Origin of the sequence: Saccharothrix variisporea (assembly GCF_003634995.1) — a bacterium.
Taxonomy (GTDB): Bacteria; Actinomycetota; Actinomycetes; order Mycobacteriales; family Pseudonocardiaceae; genus Actinosynnema; species Actinosynnema variisporeum.
This window is the reverse complement of record NZ_RBXR01000001.1, coordinates 6,144,582-6,160,063: the sequence shown is the minus strand read 5'-3', so window position 1 is coordinate 6,160,063 and position 15,482 is coordinate 6,144,582. Positions and strand designations below refer to the sequence as shown.

Genomic DNA, 15,482 nt, shown 5'->3' with positions numbered 1-15,482 from the left:
ATGACCGTCACGGAAGTCCTGCTCACGCCGCTGCTCGCCGCCGGACCGGGCCGTCCGCTGATCACGCACTACGACGACGCGGCGGGCACCCGGGTGGAACTGTCCCGCGCGACCATCGCGAACTGGGCGGCGAAGACGGCGAACTGGCTGCGCGACGAGCACGACGTCGAACCCGGCGACCCCGTAGCCGTCCTCCTCCCCGCCCACTGGCAGACCGCAGGCATCCTGCTCGGCACGTGGTGGTGCGGCGCGGCGGTGACCGACGACCCGACAGGCGCGAAGGTGGCCTTCGTCCCACCCGGCGGCGACGCCCCCGGTGCCGACCTGGTGGCCACGGTGTCACTGCACCCGATGGGCATGGGCTGCGGTGCGCCCGTGGACTACGTGGACGAGGTCCGGGTGTTCGGCGACGAGTTCATGCCCTGGTCCCCGGTCCCCGGCTCGACCCCGGCCCTCGGCAAGTCCACTGTGGACGAGGTCGTGGCGGAGGCGCGGCAGCGGGCGGAAACCCTGGGCATCACGGCATCCTCGCGCGTCCTGTCCACTGTGGAGTGGACCCACCCGGACGGCCTGCTGAACGGCTTCCTGGCCGTACTGGCGGGCGGAGGTTCACTCGTCCAGGTCAGCAACCCCAACCCAGACCAACTCCCCACCCGCCGCGCCACCGAACAAACCACCATCGACCTCGCCGGCTAGCCACACCCACCCCCTCGCCAAGCGGCAGTCCGCCTCGCCGAGTGGCAGTCCGAAGGGCTTGCCGAGTGGCAGTCCGCCGGAGGGGACACAACTCAACTTGGGCTTCTTGCTTTTGTCATCTCCGTATGGCCTGCCCGAAGGGCTACCACATTTTCCAGGGGTTGCAGCCGAAAGTTTTGCGAGGAACGAGCAAAAGTTTTAGCGGCAACCCCTGGAAAATGTGGTAGGCTCCGCCAGGCCATACGGAGATGGCAAAAGCAAGAAGCCCCCGCCGTTGCAGTTGAGTCATCTTTGGCGGCCTGCCCGCCGGCGAGGCGCTTTTCGCTTTTAAGCGCTTTAAACCGGAACGCTTCGCTCTCGAGCCGAACGCGCTTCGCGCTCTTGGGAGCGCTGCGCGCTCGAAAGATGAAAAGCGGCGCTCGCCGCGCGGCAGGCCGCCAGCGGGGGGTGAAGGGCGTCGGTTCCCCCGCCGTATGGCCTGGCGGAGCCAACCACAGATTTGCCGGGGTGCCGCTAAAACTTTTTGCTCGTTCCTCGCAAAAACTTTCGGCTGCACCCCGGCAAATCTGTGGTAGCCCTTCGGGCAGGCCATACGGCGGGGGAACCGAGGCCCTCCACCTGTGGTTGAGACCACCACACACAAAAGCGCGCTGCGCGCGGCAGGTCTCCACGACGGAGACCTGCAGAGCACTACCTAGGCGTTCGCCGTTGCCTTCCTCCGCACCACGCGGTCGACCGTGAGCGCGCCGCCGTTGAAGCCGAGGGCCAGGGCCGCGACGCCCAGCACGAGCACCAGTTCGTAGCCACCCTGCCCCAGCATTCCGTTGGGCAGGTGGACGATGAACAGCGCGCCCAGCATGTCCACCAACAGCAGGACGCCCACCACGGGCAGTGCCGCGCCGGCGATGAGCAGGGCTCCGCCGACGAGTTCGACCAGCGCGGCGAACCAGGCGGACACCGTCGGCAGCGGCACGCCCAGCCCCTCGAACGCCTGCGCGGTGCCGCTCAGGCCCCACTCGGTGAACTTCTGCCACCCGTGCGCGACGAACACCGCGCCCACACCGATCCTGCCGAGCAGAGCCGTCACGTCGCTCACACGAACCATCGCTGGTGAACCCTTCCTCTGGCGGTGCCTGGTCGCGCTCGACGTTATATGAAGTTTCAACAACCTCGGCCAGGTCGACAGCGACTCGACAGGAGCAAGCGGTTCGGCGGCACACAGCGGCGGCGCGACCGCGATGGCCGCCGGCATGACGTCCGGCCCACGATCGCTTCGAGGCCTACTTGGCGTCGCCGGGGGCGTAACGCAGCATCACGACCCCGTTGCCGAACCTCTGCGTGTCGAGCAGTTCGAGGTCCACCGGCCGCCGGAACATGGGTCGGCCGGCACCGATGGCCACGGGGTGCACGTACACCCGGTACTCGGTGATGAGCCCGTGCCGGATGAACTCGTCGGCCAGCTCGGCCCCGCCGATGGTGAACGTCCCTTCCGCCGCCCGGACCTCCTCGGGCACCACTTCGCGCCGAAGCGTCGAGCCCCAGCCGACCTCGGCCAGGGTCCGCGAGTAGACGATCTTCGGCATGTCCCGCCAGATCCCGGCGAACTGCTTCTCGACGGGCGAGGCGCCGGGGTCGGTGTCGGCGGTGGGCCAGTAGGCGGCCATCAGCTCGTAGGTGCGGCGGCCGTGGATGAACCCGTCGACCTGCCCCAACCAGTCGTTGAAGTGCTGGTGCAACTCCTCGTCGACCCGGTGCCAACCGATCTCCCGGTCAGGCCCCTCGAAGAACCCGTCCGCCGACACCGCCATCGTGAACACGACGTTCGCCATGCGCGCACCGTACGCGCCGACACCGACACCCACAGCGCACAAACGCCCCCGTTGCCCGTGAGCAAGCGGGGGCGTTCAGCGCGAACGATCAGCCGTTGAGCAGGGCGCGGGACATCACGACCCGCTGGATCTGGTTCGTGCCCTCGTAGATCTGGGTGATCTTCGCGTCGCGCATCATGCGCTCCACCGGGAAGTCGCGGGTGTAGCCGGCGCCGCCGAAGAGCTGGACCGCGTCCGTCGTGACCTCCATGGCCACGTCCGATGCGAAGCACTTCGCCGCCGCCGTGATGAAGCCGATGTTCGGCTCGCCGCGCTCGGCCTTGGCCGCCGCCACGTAGACCATGTGGCGGGCCGCTTCGATCTTCATCGCCATGTCGGCCAGCATGAACTGGACGCCCTGGAACTCCGAGATCGATTTGCCGAACTGCTTGCGGTCCTTGACGTACGCGATGGCCGCCTCCAGGGCGCCCTGCGCGATGCCCACCGCCTGCGCGCCGATGGTCGGACGGGTGTGGTCGAGGGTCTTCAGCGCCGTCTTCAGGCCGGTGCCGGGCTCGCCGATGATGCGGTCCGCCGGGATGGTGCAGTTCTCGAAGTGGATCTCGCGGGTCGGCGAGCCCTTGATGCCGAGCTTGCGCTCCTTGGAGCCCACGACGAAGCCGGGGTCGTCCTTGTGCACCACGAACGCCGAGATGCCCTGCGACTTCTTCGGGGCGTCCGGGTCGGTCACGGCCATCACCGTGTACCAGGTGGACTCGCCCGCGTTGGTGATCCAGCACTTGGTGCCGTTGAGCACCCAGTGGTCGCCGTCGAGCCGGGCGCGGGTGCGCATGGAGGCCGTGTCGGAGCCCGCCTCGCGCTCGGACAGCGCGTAGGACGCCATCGCCTCGCCGGCCGCGATCGACGGCAGGACCTGCTGCTTCAGCTCCTCGGACGCGGACAGCAGGATCGGCATGGTGCCCAGCTTGTTCACCGCCGGGATGAGCGACGACGACGCGCACACCCGCGCGACCTCCTCGATGACGATGCACGTCGCCACCGAGTCGGCCCCTTGCCCGTCGTACGCCTCGGGCACGTGGACCGCCGCGAAACCCGACTTGACCAGCGCGTTCAGCGCCTCGACGGGAAAGCGCTCCTGCTCGTCGACGTCGGCCGCGTAGGGCGCGATCTCCTTGTCGGCGAGTGCCCGGACCGCTTCCCGCAGCGCCTCGTGCTCCTCGGCCAGCTGGTAGGTGCCGAAGCTCGCGTCCACGTCTAGTTACCTCCGAGTAGCAGGACCTACGGAGATGTTAGCGCGCGTTCACAGGAATATCCGCTGTGCCGTGTACTACAGGGACGCCCGCAGGGCCTCGTCCTTCTCCAGGACCAGCCGTTCGAGGGACGTCTGGAACTCGGCCATCCGCTCCTGCAGCGCAACGTCCGACGCGGCCAACATCCGGACCGCCAGCAGGCCCGCGTTGCGCGCCCCGCCCACGGACACGGTCGCCACCGGCACGCCCGCCGGCATCTGGACGATCGACAGGAGCGAGTCCATGCCGTCCAGGTACTTCAACGGCACCGGCACGCCGATCACCGGCAGCACCGTCGCCGAAGCGACCATCCCCGGCAGGTGGGCAGCCCCGCCGGCCCCGGCGATGATCACCTTCAAGCCCCGGGACGCGGCCGAGCGCGCGTAGTCGATCATGCGCTGCGGCGTGCGGTGGGCGGACACCACGCTGACCTCGTGGGCGACGTCGAACTCCGCCAGCGCCTCGGCGGCGGCCTTCATCACCGGCCAGTCCGAGTCGCTGCCCATGATCACACCGACCGACGTCACCGCTGTTCTCCCTCGTCACCGTGGATGTCGTACCCGTCCAGCCAAACCCCGTGCGACAGCCAGTGCGCCGCGAGCCGCGCCCGCTCCCGCACGTGCTCCATCCGGTCCCCGAGCACCGTCACGTGCCCGATCTTGCGGCCGGGCCGCTCGGCCTTGCCGTACAGGTGCACGTGGGCGTCGGGGTAGCGCGCGAACAGGTGGTGCAGCCGCTCGTCCGGACCCATCTCCGGGGCGTCGGCGGCGCCGAGCACGTTGGCCATCACCACCGCCGGGGCGACCAGGTCCGTCGCGCCCAGCGGGTAGTCCAGGACGGCTCGCAGGTGCTGCTCGAACTGGGACGTCCGCGCGCCCTCGATGGTCCAGTGGCCGGAGTTGTGGGGGCGCATGGCCAGCTCGTTGATCACCAGGCCGTCGGCGGTCTCGAACAGCTCGACCGCGAGCAGCCCGACGACGCCCAGCTCCGAGGCGATCCTCAGCGCCAGTTCCTGCGCCTGTTCGCCCAGGTCACCGGCGTCCGGCGCGGGGGCGAGGACCTCGACGCAGATGCCGTCCTGCTGCACCGTCTGCACCAGCGGCCACGCCGCGCCCTGCCCGAACGGGGACCGCGCGACCAGCGCCGCCAGCTCCCGGCGCATCGGCACGCACTGCTCCACCATCAGCGGCGTCCCGGCGGCCAGCAGCTCGGGGACCACGCGCTGCGCGCTCTGCGGGGTGTTCAACATCCACACGCCCCGACCGTCGTACCCGCCGCGCTGCGCCTTCAGCACGCACGGCCACCCGTGCTCCGCGCCGAACTTCAGCACGTCGGCGGCGTCGGTGACCTCGCGGAACGGCGGCACCGGCAGCCCCAGGGCGCCCAGCCGCTCGCGCATGACGAGCTTGTCCTGGGCGTGCTGGAGGGCGTCCGGACCGGGGTGGACCTTGGCGCCGTCCGCGACCAGGGCGCGCAGGTGCTCCTGCGGCACGTGCTCGTGGTCGAAGGTCAGCACGTCGCACGACTTGGCGAACGCCCGCAGCGCGTCCAGGTCGGTGTGCTTGCCCAGCTCGACGTCCCGGGCGACCAGCGCGGCCGGGTCGGTGTCCGACACGGCGAGGACCCGCAACGACTGCCCGAGCGGGATGGCCGCCTGGTGGGTCATGCGCGCGAGCTGGCCGCCGCCGATCATGCCGACAACGGGGAGACGAGTTCGGGAGTCCACGGTACGGGGAGTCTACTGTGCTCGATCGCCGCGACTGGCGTCGCGGCGGCAAGACCGCCTGGTAGTCGGTCCGTCGCGGTCTCGCGCACAAACACGGAGGTCCCGCACACCCCCGATGCGTGCGGGACCGCCGTCTGCGAGCACCTCAGATCCGGTGCGAGCGCTTGACCCAGTAGTAGGCGAAGACCAGCAGCGCCACCGCCGGCACTGCGAACACGAAGAACTCGGTCACCTGGAAGGCCACCACCCGGTCGACCGGCTGGTAGTCGCTGAAGTTGTTCACGATCCCGTGGTCCGCCATGCACTGCTGGAAATCGTCCCCGTTGCGGGCCGTCCGGGCGCACACGGTCGGGAACGGGACTTCGTTGCCCGCCGCGTCGAGGTAGCCACTGTCGACGTACATCCGGTTGTCGTTGCTCGCGAACCCCGGCCGGCTGCCGTTGATCTTGTAGGGCCACACCTCGCGCAGGGGCGTCTGGTAGTACGGCCGCCACAAGGCCAGCACGAGCCCCCGCGCCACGATGTACCCGCCGAGCGTCAACGCCATCGCGACCAGCGTCCGCCGGGTGAGCGCGCTCAGCGCCAACCCCAGCGCGAACCCGAACGCGGCGTACCCGACCTGCACCAGTGGCGCGGCCTCGAAGGTCAGCGGCTCGAACGGGCGGAACGGCCGGTAGTCCAGCGGTCGCAGCTGGTTCATGACGGCCATCAACTGCCGCACCGCCGCGCCGAACCCGGCCGCCAGGCCGATCGCGGGCACCCCGAGCAGCACGATCTTGCCCAGCACCCACCGGGCGGGGGTCAGGTCCTGGCTCCACACCACGACCGACGTCTTGAGCTCGTACTCCCGCGACACCAGCGGCGCGGCCCAGAACACCGCGACGACCGCCCCGACGCCCAGCGGCACCAGCGCCGCCAGCTGCGCCAAGCCGAAGACGCCGATCTTGCCGAAGATCTCCGTGGTGCCCGTGGCGTCGATCACGGCGGCGAGCACCAGGCACACCACCGCGCCCACGCCGAGGACCACCGCGACCGTGCCGACCATCCAGCGGTGCTGCCGCCAGGTCAGCCACAGCAGGTCGCCCCAGCCCACCTTGTCCCGCCGCTGCACGGGCACCGCCACCGCCGTCATGCGTCGATCCCCTTCCGGGTGGCCGCGAGCTGCGCGAGCACGTAGTCCTCCAACGTCACCGGGCGCTCGGTCCACTGGCCCGCCACCGCCGGGCGGGGCTGGTCCGCGGGCAGTTCGACCAGGAAGGTCGACTGGTTGCCGCGGTGCCGCGCCTCGACCACCGTGCCCAGGGCGGGCGGCACGTCGGACTTCGGCCCCGCGTAGAGGGCGTGCCGCGCGAGCAGCTCGTCCAGGTCGCCGCCCGCGAGCAGCCGGCCGTGGGCCAGCAGCAGCAGGTAGTCGGCGACGCCGCCCAGCTCGGCCACGACGTGCGTGGACAGCAGGACGGTCATGCCGGTCTCCTCGACCTCCGCCAGCAGCTCGGCGGTGACCTCGCGGCGGGCCAGCGGGTCGAGGTTGGCCAGCGGCTCGTCGAGCATGAGCACGGTCGGCCGCGAGCCGATGGCCAGCGCGAACGCCACCTGCGCCTGCTGACCGCCGGACAGCTTCCCGCACGCCTTGCCCAGCGGGATCTCGAACCGCTCCAGCCACCGCTCGGCGCGGCCCTGGTCCCACACGGTGTTGAGGTGCGCGCCCAGCCGCAGCATGTCGGCGGCGGTGAAGTGCTTGTAGACCGGCTTCTCCTGCGACACGAACGCGACCCGGCCGGACACGCCGGCGCTGCCCTCGTCCGGCTTGAGCAGCCCGGCGAGCACGCTCATCAGCGTCGTCTTGCCCGCGCCGTTCGCGCCGACCAGCGCCGCGACCCGCCCCACGGGCAGCTCGAACGAGCACTCGCGCAACGCCCACTTCGCGCGGTACCGCTTGCCCAGGTCCTGCGCGCGCACCGCGAGCGCGGTGGTGCCTGAGTCGGCAGACTCGACCACGGTCGTCATGCGACCGCCTCTCCTTCCCCCTCGATGAGGACGCTGCGCACCAGCGCGTCGATGTCCTCGGTGTCCAAACCGGCCTCCCGCGCCGCGTGCACCCACTCGGCGAACCGCGCCCGGAGCGCGGCCATCACCTCCGGGTCGCCCGACCCGAGCGCCGCCTTGACGAACGTGCCCGACCCCTGGCGTGCCTCGACCAGGCCGGACAGCTCCAACTCCCGGTAGGCCTTGAGCACGGTGTTCGCGTTCACCCCGCTGCTCGCGACGACGTCGCGGACGGTCGGCAGCCGGTCCCCCGGCACGAGCCACCCCAACCGCAGCGCCTCCCGCACCTGCCGCACGAGCTGCAGGTAGGCGGGAAGACCACTGGTCCGGTCGATGCGGAACTCCACCCTCCGCCTCCCAAGTGTTCTACTCAACTAAGACACTAGAAGACCAGAACACCTCTCGGCTGTCAACGCGGACGCCCGGCGGGGAGGAGCCGAACAAGCGCCAGGCCCGTGCCGCCGAGGGGCGAGCGGCACGGGCCTGGCTGGGGGGAGGGGAGATTTCAGGGCGGGCGCTGGACAGGGGCTCGCAGCGCCCGGGGCTTCAGCGGCCCAGGGTGGTGAGCAGGTCGGAGGCGGCCTCGTAGGTCGGCGGGAGGGGTTCCAGCCAGACCTTCGCCGGGCCGGTCGGGGCCACGTGCGGGTCCACCGACAGGCGGTCCGCCGTCAGGATGCGCAGGTTCAGCAGCGCCCGGTGCAGGCGTTCGTCGCGCTTGAGCAGCACCGCCGCCACGGACGGCCCGATGGACGCGATCGTCTCCCCCGAGTCGAACACCTCGCGCAGCGCGTCGGCCAGCAGCGTCATCGCCACCACCCGCGACCAGCCCGACGTCCGGCTCAGGTCCAACCGCACCAGCGCCAGCACGTAGTCGTCGCGGCCCGAAGCCCGGTTCTCCGCGTACACCTCGCGCAGCCGGGTCCGCAGGTACGCGCCGGTCGCGAGGCCGGTCAGCGGGTTGTCCGCCGCGCAGTTCGCCGCCTGCCGCGACATCACGTCGCCCCAGCCCAGCGCCGTGGCCCGGAGCATCCGCGCCGGGATGGCGTCCACGTTGGGCGACACGATGCCGGTGGACCCCGGCGGCTCGGACAGCACCGCGTGCAGCGCGGCCAGGTCCAGCAGCGTCTCCGCCAGGCCGGCGCCCGCCTCCGCCCGGGCACTGCCCAGCCGGTACAGCGCGGCACCGGGGTCGGCCGAGCTCGACACGACCTCGCACACCTCGTCCACCTCGGCCAACGGCCAGTCGGCCGGGTAGGCCCACCCCGCCGCCATCGTCGCCGTGCGCCACCTGGATCTCAGGGCACGCGCCTGTTCGCCGGTACGCCGCGCGTCGGAACGCCGATCCGCGCCGCCCTTGGCTGCTTCCCGCACACCCACCCGGATGCCTCCTCGACCTGGGGATTCGAGTACGGGACGTCGCCGCGCCTCATCCATGACGGCAGAAGGGGTCCCCAGTTGGGGGGTTCGACGTGACTGGCGTCGCTGCGGTAGGTCACACTGGGCGCGCGAGGAGGGAAACACACGTGGCGACCGTTCCTGCCGAAGTCCAGGGACCGAGCGACGCGGAGCTGATCGACTCCGTGCGCGGCGGGGCGATCGACGCCTACGGGCAGCTCTACGAGCGCCACGTGAGCGCGGCCTACAACCTGGCCCGCCAGCTCACCCGCTCGTCCGCCGAGGCCGACGACCTGGTCTCCGACGCCTTCGCCAAGGTGCTCGACACGCTGCGCGCGGGCCGCGGGCCGGACTCGGCGTTCCGCGCCTACCTGCTCACCGCGCTGCGGCACACCGCCTACGACAAGACCCGGCGGGACAAGAAGCTCGACCTGGCCGAGGACGTGTCCGAGGTCGCGCCCGAGCAGACCGCCGTGCCGTTCCGGGACACCGCCGTCGCCGGGTTGGAGCGCTCGCTGGCGGCGAAGGCGTTCGCCCGGCTGCCCGAGCGGTGGCAGACCGTGCTGTGGCACACCGAGATCGAGGGCCAGTCGCCCGCCGACGTCGCACCCATCCTGGGGTTGACCGCGAACGGCGTGTCCGCGCTGGCCTACCGGGCGAGGGAAGGGCTGCGCCAGGCCTACCTCCAGGTGCACCTGGCGGAGACGACCGCCGAGCGCTGCCGCGCCACCGTCGACCGCCTCGGCGCGTGGACCCGCGGCGGCCTGTCCAAGCGGGAGACCACGCAGGTCGAGGCGCACCTGGACGAGTGCGCGGACTGCCGCGCGCTGGCCGCCGAGCTGGCCGACGTCAACGGGGCCCTGCGCGCGTTCGTGGCGCCGCTGGTGCTGGGCGTGGGCGCGGCGGGCTACCTGGCGGCGACGGCGACCACCGCCAAGGCCGCGACCGTGGTGGCGGTGGGCGCCGGTGCCGGTGGGGCCGCGACGGCGGCGTCGTCCGCGCCCCGGCAGATGCTCGGCACGGCCGCGTCGGTCGCCGCGCTCGCGGTCGCCGTGGTGATCGGCCTGTCCTCGGGCGGCGAGCAGCAGGTGCCGGCCGCCCAGGTCGTGCCGCCGCCGGCCACCAGCCAGCCGGTCCGGCAGCCACCGCCGCCGGCCCAGGTGCCGCCGCCCTCGTCGTCCGAGGAGCCGAGCCCGACGCCGACGACCGAGCAGCCGACCCCAGAGCCGACGACCACACCACCGTCGCCCGCGCCGCAGCCGGAACCGCAGCCGCAGCCCCAGCCCCAGCCGCAGCCGGAACCCGAGCCGCAGCCCCAGCCGACGCCGCCCACCCTCGTGCCGACCGTGCCCAGCGGGTTCACCCTGCGGCCCGACGAGCCGCCGGTCGCGCTGCCGATCACCGTCCGCAACACCGGCGAGACCACGTCCGACCCGGCCACCGCCGCGCTCCTGCTGCCCCCGGGCGTGCAGGCGGTCGGCCCCGGCAACTCCTTCGCCGGGCAGCGGCTGGTGCAGCTCGACGGCGCGCCCGACCAGACCGTGGGCTGCCCGGCGGGCCGCGGCGAGATCTCCTGCGCCACCGAACGCGGCATCGCGCCCGGCGGGTCGGCCACGTTCGTGTTCCGGCTCAAGGTCGACCACGACTACGAGGGCCCCACGGCCGTGATCACCGGCACGATCAGCGCGGGCAGCGCGCTGTCCGTGGACGTCCGGGTCGACGTGGCCGTCCAACCCGCCGACGACGACCTCGACCTGGCCGTGCACAAGTGGCACCACGGGTACTGGGACCCGCGCATCGACATCCGCGCCACCAACACCGGCGGCCGCCCGCGCACCCTGCACCTGGTCGTCGAGTCGGACGAGAACGTGCACGTCGTGGCCATGCGCGCGGACTGCGAGCAGAGCGACCACCGGGTCACCTGCGAGCAGCCGCTCGAGCGCGGCGAGTCGTTCCGGCTGTCGGTGTGGGCGTTCGGCCTGCCGTACCGGGGCGGGAACGTCACCGTGACCGCCACCCTGGGCAGCGCGTCGGAGACGATCGTCGTCCCGGTCGGGCTGAACCCCGGCGAGGGCGAGGGCGACGTGCCCGAGCCGCCCGTGATCGGCCCGGAGCCGCCGGTCGTCGCGCCGCAGCCGACCGTGCCGCCGCGCACCACCGACCCGACCACGCCGCCGCGCGCCACTGACCCGACCGCGCCCAGGCCGGACCCGACGACCCCGCTGCTGCCCCTGCCCCTCCCGGCGGATCCCACGACCACCGAGCCGCCCGTGACCACCGAGCCGCCGAGGACGACCGACCCCTCGACGCCGCCGCCGAGCCGCCAGGAACCACCGGGCCGCACCGACCCGCCGTGCCAGCCGTGGGTGCCCCCGGGGCTGCTGCGCGACCTGCTACCGGATCTCTGCCGGACCCCTTCGTGATCGGTTCGGGACGGCCGTGGGTAGGCTGCCCCGGTGCTGCCACTCGTGCGCAGGGCCTTCAGCCGTCTTCCGGAACCGGTCCGCTTCCTGATCAACAAGCACCGTGAGCTGATCAGATTCGCCGTCGTCGGCGGTACGACCTTCGTCATCGACAACGGCATCTGGTACGCCCTGAAGCTGACCGTCCTGCAGGACAAGGTGGTCACGGCCAAGGCGATCGCCGTGCTGGTGGCGGTGATCTCCTCCTACGTGCTCAGCCGCGAGTGGTCCTTCCACACCCGGGGCGGCCGGGAGCGCCACCACGAGGCCGCGCTCTTCTTCATCGTCAGCGGCCTGGGCATCGCGGTGAACCTCGCGCCGCTGTACGTGTCGCGGCACGTGTTCGACCTGCACAGCCAGGTCGCCGACTTCATCAGCGGCTCGGTGATCGGCATGCTCGCCGCGACGGCGTTCAAGTTCTGGGCGATGCGCAAGGTCGTCTTCCCGGAAGCCGGCGCGCGGCCCGACGTGCGCCCCCTCCGCGTGGTCAACGACGACGAGCGCGAGGTGGCCTGACCACTCCCGCAGCGGCTTGAACAGCGCTTTCACCCGGTCTCCGTACACTGCCTGGAGTGTCCGTAGTCGAAAGCGTCGTCCGCCGCCTGCCCGAGCCGCTGCGCAAGATCGCGCTGCGGCACCGTGAGCTGCTGAAGTTCGCCCTGGTCGGCGGCACGTGCTTCGTCATCGACACGGCGATCTTCCTGGGGCTGAAGACGACCGTGCTCACCGAGAAACCGGTGACCGCGAAGATCGTCGCCACCCTGGTCGCCACGATCGTGTCGTACGTCCTCAACCGCGAGTGGTCGTTCCGGACCAGGGGCGGACGCGAACGCCACCACGAGGCGGCGCTGTTCTTCCTGGTCAACGGCCTGGCGATCGCGATCAACTCGGTGCCGCTGTGGGTGTCCCGGTACCTGCTGCACCTCCAGGAACCCCACGTGAGCAGGCTCGTGGAGGAGATCGCCGACTTCGCCAGCGCCCAGATCCTCGGCACGGTGCTCGCGATGGCGTTCCGCTGGTACAGCTACAAGAAGTGGGTGTTCCCGGAGGCCGACTACCGGCCGCGGGCGAAGCGCTCCTACGACTCGCCCGAGGACGAAGAGGCCCTGGGCCACTCCTGAGCTTCAGCCCCGGAGGAGCTCCAGCGCGGCGTCGTGCAGGTGCCCGTTGGTGGACAGCACGTTCCCGCCGTCGAACCGGTCCACGCCGGAGAGGTCGCTGAACCGCCCGCCGGCCTCGCGCACCAGCACCTGGAACGGGGCCACGTCCCACGGGTTCACGATCGCCTCGGCGGCGATGTCGATGGCCCCTTCGGCGACCAGGCAGTGCTGCCAGAAGTCGCCGAACGCCCGGTTCTCCCAGCACGCGTCCACCAGCCGCAGGTACGCCTCGCGGGAGTGGTGCTCCACCCACGAGCCGAGGTGCGTGGTGGACAGGTAGGCGTCGGACAGGTCCTTGACGCCGGAAACGCTGATCTTCCGCTCGCCCGCGGCGTCCCGCGTGTGCGCGCCGAGCCCATCGGCAGCCCACCACCTGCGGCCCAGGGCGGGTGCGCTGACCACGCCGACCCGGGGCGTCCCGTCGACCACCAAGGCGATGAGGGTGGCCCACACGGGGACCCCGCGCAGGAAGTTCTTGGTGCCGTCGATCGGGTCCACCACCCAGGTCCGCCCGCTGCCGACCTCGCCGCCGCGCTCCTCGCCCGCCACCTCGTCACCGGTGTCGGCGAGCAGAGCCCTGATGGCGTCCTCCACGGCAACGTCGGCGTCGGTGACGGGCGTCCGGTCGGGCTTGCGCTCGACCACGAGGTCACGGGCGCGGAACCGGGCGGTGGTGATCGCGTCGGCCGCGTCGGCCAGGCGCAGGGCGAGCGCGAGATCGGTGGACACGGCCCGATCGTGCCACGCCCGGCACCGCGACCGATCACAACCCCGGGACACCCGGACAGGAGTCACCGCCGCCCGCGGAGCACCCGAGCCGGCGGGTGGGCCGGGGCGGGATCGGTCGGGCCTACGCTGGGTGTGTGAGCGTGGTCTTGTTGGCTGAGGACGACCCGGCGATCGCGGAGCCCCTGTCCCGGGCTCTGCAGCGCGAGGGGTACCAGGTGCAGGTCGTCGGGGACGGGCCGGGGGCGTTGGAGGCCACCGCGCTGGGTGGCGTCGACCTGTTGGTGCTCGACCTCGGGTTGCCCGGCATGGACGGCCTGGAGGTGTGCCGCCGGCTGCGGGCCGGTGGGCGCGGGGTGCCCGTCCTCATGCTCACCGCGCGGTCCGACGAGGTGGACTTCGTGGTCGGGCTCGACGCCGGCGCGGACGACTACGTGGCCAAGCCGTTCCGGCTCGCCGAGCTGATGGCCCGCATCCGGGCCCTCCTCCGCCGGCGCGCGCCCGGGACGCTCGAGGTCAACGGGGTGCGCATGGACCTCGCCGCCCGCCGGGTCACCGTGGACGGGCAGGAGGTGCAGTTGGCGAACAAGGAGTTCGAGCTGCTGCGCGTGCTCATCCAGCGGGCCGGGCAGGTCGTGCACCGGGACGAGATCCTGTCCGAGGTCTGGAACGACCCGGAGCTCAAGAGCAGCAAGACGCTCGACATGCACATGTCGTGGCTGCGCCGGAAGCTCGGGGACGTGCGGTCCGTCGAACGCCGCATCGCGACCGTGCGCGGTGTCGGGTTCCGGTTCAACACCGCGGACTGATGCGCAGCCGCATCCTGCGGGCCATCCTGCTCGCCGTCGCCGTCACCGGGTTCGCGCTCGGCATCCCCCTCGGCTACACCGCGCTGCGGCTGGTCGAGGACGGGGCGCGCGGCGACCTGTCGGTGCGGGCGCAGCGGATCGCCGCGCTCATCGACGACCAGATCGCGACCGGACGGCCGATCGACCTCGCGCCGGTCGAGGTGGGTGTGCCGGAGGGCGGGCACCTGGTGGTGACGTCGTCGGGCGGGCGCAAGGAGCTGGGTCCCGCGCCGGGTGACGACCCGTTGACGGTCGAGGTGCCGATCGCGCAGCAGGGGACCGTGCGGCTGGAGGTGCCGTCGGGGCCGATGCACACGTCCCAGTACCAGGTCGCGGCGCTGGTCGTGCTGCTGGTGGTGCTGTCGGTGGGCACGGGGACCGTGGTCGCGACGGTGACCGCGCGCAGGCTGGCCGCCCCGCTGCGGCACGTGGCGGTGCGCGCGGCCCGGCTGGGCGCGGGTGACTTCCGGCGGGACGACCGGCGGCACGGGGTCGAGGAGCTGGACCTGGTGGCCGAGGCGCTGGACCGGTCCGCCGGCGCGTTGGCGTTGCTGGTGCAGCGGGAGCGGGAGCTGGTCGGTGACGTCTCGCACCAGCTGCGCAGCCGGCTGACGGCGTTGCAGCTGCGGTTGGAGGCCTTGGCGGAGCACCCGGAGGCCGAGACGGCGCTGGAGGCGCGGGCCGCGTTGGAGCAGGCCGAGCGGTTGGCGGAGGTGCTCAACGAGCTGCTGGCGGCGGCGCGGGCGGCGCGGGCGGTGGGCGCGGAACCGCTGGACCTGCGCTCCGAGCTGACCGCGATCGCCGAGGAGTGGCGGGAACCGTTGCGGGGCGGCGGTCGTGCGCTGCGGGTGCGGGTGCCGGAGGGGTTGCTGGCGCGGGCCACGCCGGCGCGGTTGCGGGAGGCCATCGGGGTGCTGCTGGACAACGCCCTGCGGCACGGCGAGGGCCAGGTGGTGGTGTCGGCGCGCCAGGACGACCAGACCGTGGTCGTCGAGGTCGCCGACGGCGGGGCCGGCGTGCCCGACGAGCTGGCCGGGCACATCTTCGAGCGCGGGGTGTCGGGCGGCGGGTCGACCGGGGTGGGCCTGGCACTGGCGCGGGCGCTGGTGGACGCGGACGGCGGGCGGCTCGAACTGTCCACCGCCCGGCCGGCGACCTTCGCCGTCTACCTGCCGGTGCCCAAGGCCGACGACGTGGTGGGCGTGACCTGGCGCTCCGACCTCACCCCTCGGTAGCGGGGGCCTCGGCCGGTTCGTCGGTCGGCACGGACACCGGTTGGGTCGTGTCAGCGGGTGGTTCCGATCC

16 protein-coding genes are annotated in these 15,482 nt (G+C 72.2%); 6 read left to right on the top strand and 10 right to left on the bottom strand.

All coding sequences use genetic code 11. The features are described 5' to 3' along the window. Positions 1-696, top strand: a complete 696-nt coding sequence (locus DFJ66_RS28090) for a TIGR03089 family protein (protein WP_121225384.1) — start codon at positions 1-3, stop codon at positions 694-696. A gap of 694 nt (positions 697-1,390) precedes the next feature. Here DFJ66_RS28090 and DFJ66_RS28085 read toward each other — a convergent pair. From DFJ66_RS28085 to DFJ66_RS28045, 9 genes are all read right to left on the bottom strand, one after another. Then, a complete protein-coding gene (locus tag DFJ66_RS28085) occupies positions 1,391-1,801 on the bottom strand; it encodes a DoxX family protein (protein ID WP_121225382.1) in 411 nt (136 codons plus the stop codon). Positions 1,802-1,976: 175 nt separating this feature from the next. Beyond that, entirely contained in the window at positions 1,977-2,525 is a 549-nt protein-coding gene (locus DFJ66_RS28080) for a dihydrofolate reductase family protein (protein ID WP_121231849.1), read from the bottom strand. An 88-nt stretch (positions 2,526-2,613) separates the two neighbouring features. After that, positions 2,614-3,777 carry an acyl-CoA dehydrogenase gene (locus DFJ66_RS28075; RefSeq protein ID WP_121225380.1) on the bottom strand — a complete coding sequence of 388 codons (1,164 nt, stop codon included), beginning with the start codon at positions 3,775-3,777 and terminating at the stop codon, positions 2,614-2,616. Between the two features lie 75 nt (positions 3,778-3,852). Next, positions 3,853-4,320: a 5-(carboxyamino)imidazole ribonucleotide mutase gene (gene purE, locus DFJ66_RS28070; RefSeq protein ID WP_121231846.1), complete on the bottom strand. Its 468-nt coding sequence runs from the start codon at positions 4,318-4,320 to the stop codon at positions 3,853-3,855. A 17-nt stretch (positions 4,321-4,337) separates the two neighbouring features. Next, a complete protein-coding gene (locus DFJ66_RS28065) occupies positions 4,338-5,540 on the bottom strand; it encodes a 5-(carboxyamino)imidazole ribonucleotide synthase (RefSeq protein WP_121225378.1) in 1,203 nt (400 codons plus the stop codon). A gap of 145 nt (positions 5,541-5,685) precedes the next feature. After that, on the bottom strand, positions 5,686-6,672 hold the full coding sequence (locus DFJ66_RS28060; RefSeq protein WP_121225376.1) for an ABC transporter permease: 987 nt from the start codon (positions 6,670-6,672) through the stop codon (positions 5,686-5,688). After that, positions 6,669-7,547 carry an ATP-binding cassette domain-containing protein gene (locus DFJ66_RS28055; RefSeq protein WP_121225374.1) on the bottom strand — a complete coding sequence of 293 codons (879 nt, stop codon included), beginning with the start codon at positions 7,545-7,547 and terminating at the stop codon, positions 6,669-6,671. The genes DFJ66_RS28060 and DFJ66_RS28055 overlap by 4 nt, the downstream gene beginning before the upstream one ends. After that, positions 7,544-7,933, bottom strand: coding sequence for a GntR family transcriptional regulator (locus tag DFJ66_RS28050; protein ID WP_121225372.1), 390 nt, complete (start codon positions 7,931-7,933; stop codon positions 7,544-7,546). Before DFJ66_RS28050 ends, DFJ66_RS28055 begins: the two co-directional genes overlap by 4 nt. A 199-nt stretch (positions 7,934-8,132) precedes the next feature. Next, on the bottom strand, positions 8,133-8,858 hold the full coding sequence (locus DFJ66_RS28045) for a GGDEF domain-containing protein (protein ID WP_246029929.1): 726 nt from the start codon (positions 8,856-8,858) through the stop codon (positions 8,133-8,135). 251 nt (positions 8,859-9,109) lie between these two features. Here DFJ66_RS28045 and DFJ66_RS28040 point away from each other — a divergent pair, with 251 nt between their 5' ends. From DFJ66_RS28040 to DFJ66_RS28030, 3 genes are read left to right on the top strand one after another with little or no spacing between them, the layout of a single operon-like run. Next, complete coding sequence (locus DFJ66_RS28040; protein ID WP_121225368.1) at positions 9,110-11,404, top strand: sigma-70 family RNA polymerase sigma factor; 2,295 nt, start codon at positions 9,110-9,112, stop codon at positions 11,402-11,404. A 36-nt stretch (positions 11,405-11,440) separates the two neighbouring features. Continuing rightward, positions 11,441-11,959: a GtrA family protein gene (locus tag DFJ66_RS28035; protein WP_246030256.1), complete on the top strand. Its 519-nt coding sequence runs from the start codon at positions 11,441-11,443 to the stop codon at positions 11,957-11,959. 56 nt (positions 11,960-12,015) lie between these two features. Continuing rightward, entirely contained in the window at positions 12,016-12,564 is a 549-nt protein-coding gene (locus tag DFJ66_RS28030; protein WP_121225366.1) for a GtrA family protein, read from the top strand. A 3-nt stretch (positions 12,565-12,567) separates the two neighbouring features. Here the strand turns inward: DFJ66_RS28030 and hisN are convergent, their stop codons facing one another. Beyond that, complete coding sequence (gene hisN, locus DFJ66_RS28025) at positions 12,568-13,332, bottom strand: histidinol-phosphatase (RefSeq protein WP_121225363.1); 765 nt, start codon at positions 13,330-13,332, stop codon at positions 12,568-12,570. A gap of 134 nt (positions 13,333-13,466) precedes the next feature. Between hisN and DFJ66_RS28020 the strand changes: the two genes are divergently transcribed. Together DFJ66_RS28020 and DFJ66_RS28015 are read left to right on the top strand one after the other, a co-directional pair. Further along, positions 13,467-14,138: a response regulator transcription factor gene (locus tag DFJ66_RS28020; RefSeq protein ID WP_211351350.1), complete on the top strand. Its 672-nt coding sequence runs from the start codon at positions 13,467-13,469 to the stop codon at positions 14,136-14,138. Further along, positions 14,138-15,412, top strand: coding sequence for an ATP-binding protein (locus tag DFJ66_RS28015; RefSeq protein WP_121225361.1), 1,275 nt, complete (start codon positions 14,138-14,140; stop codon positions 15,410-15,412). Before DFJ66_RS28020 ends, DFJ66_RS28015 begins: the two co-directional genes overlap by 1 nt. Positions 15,413-15,482 lie beyond the last annotated feature (70 nt).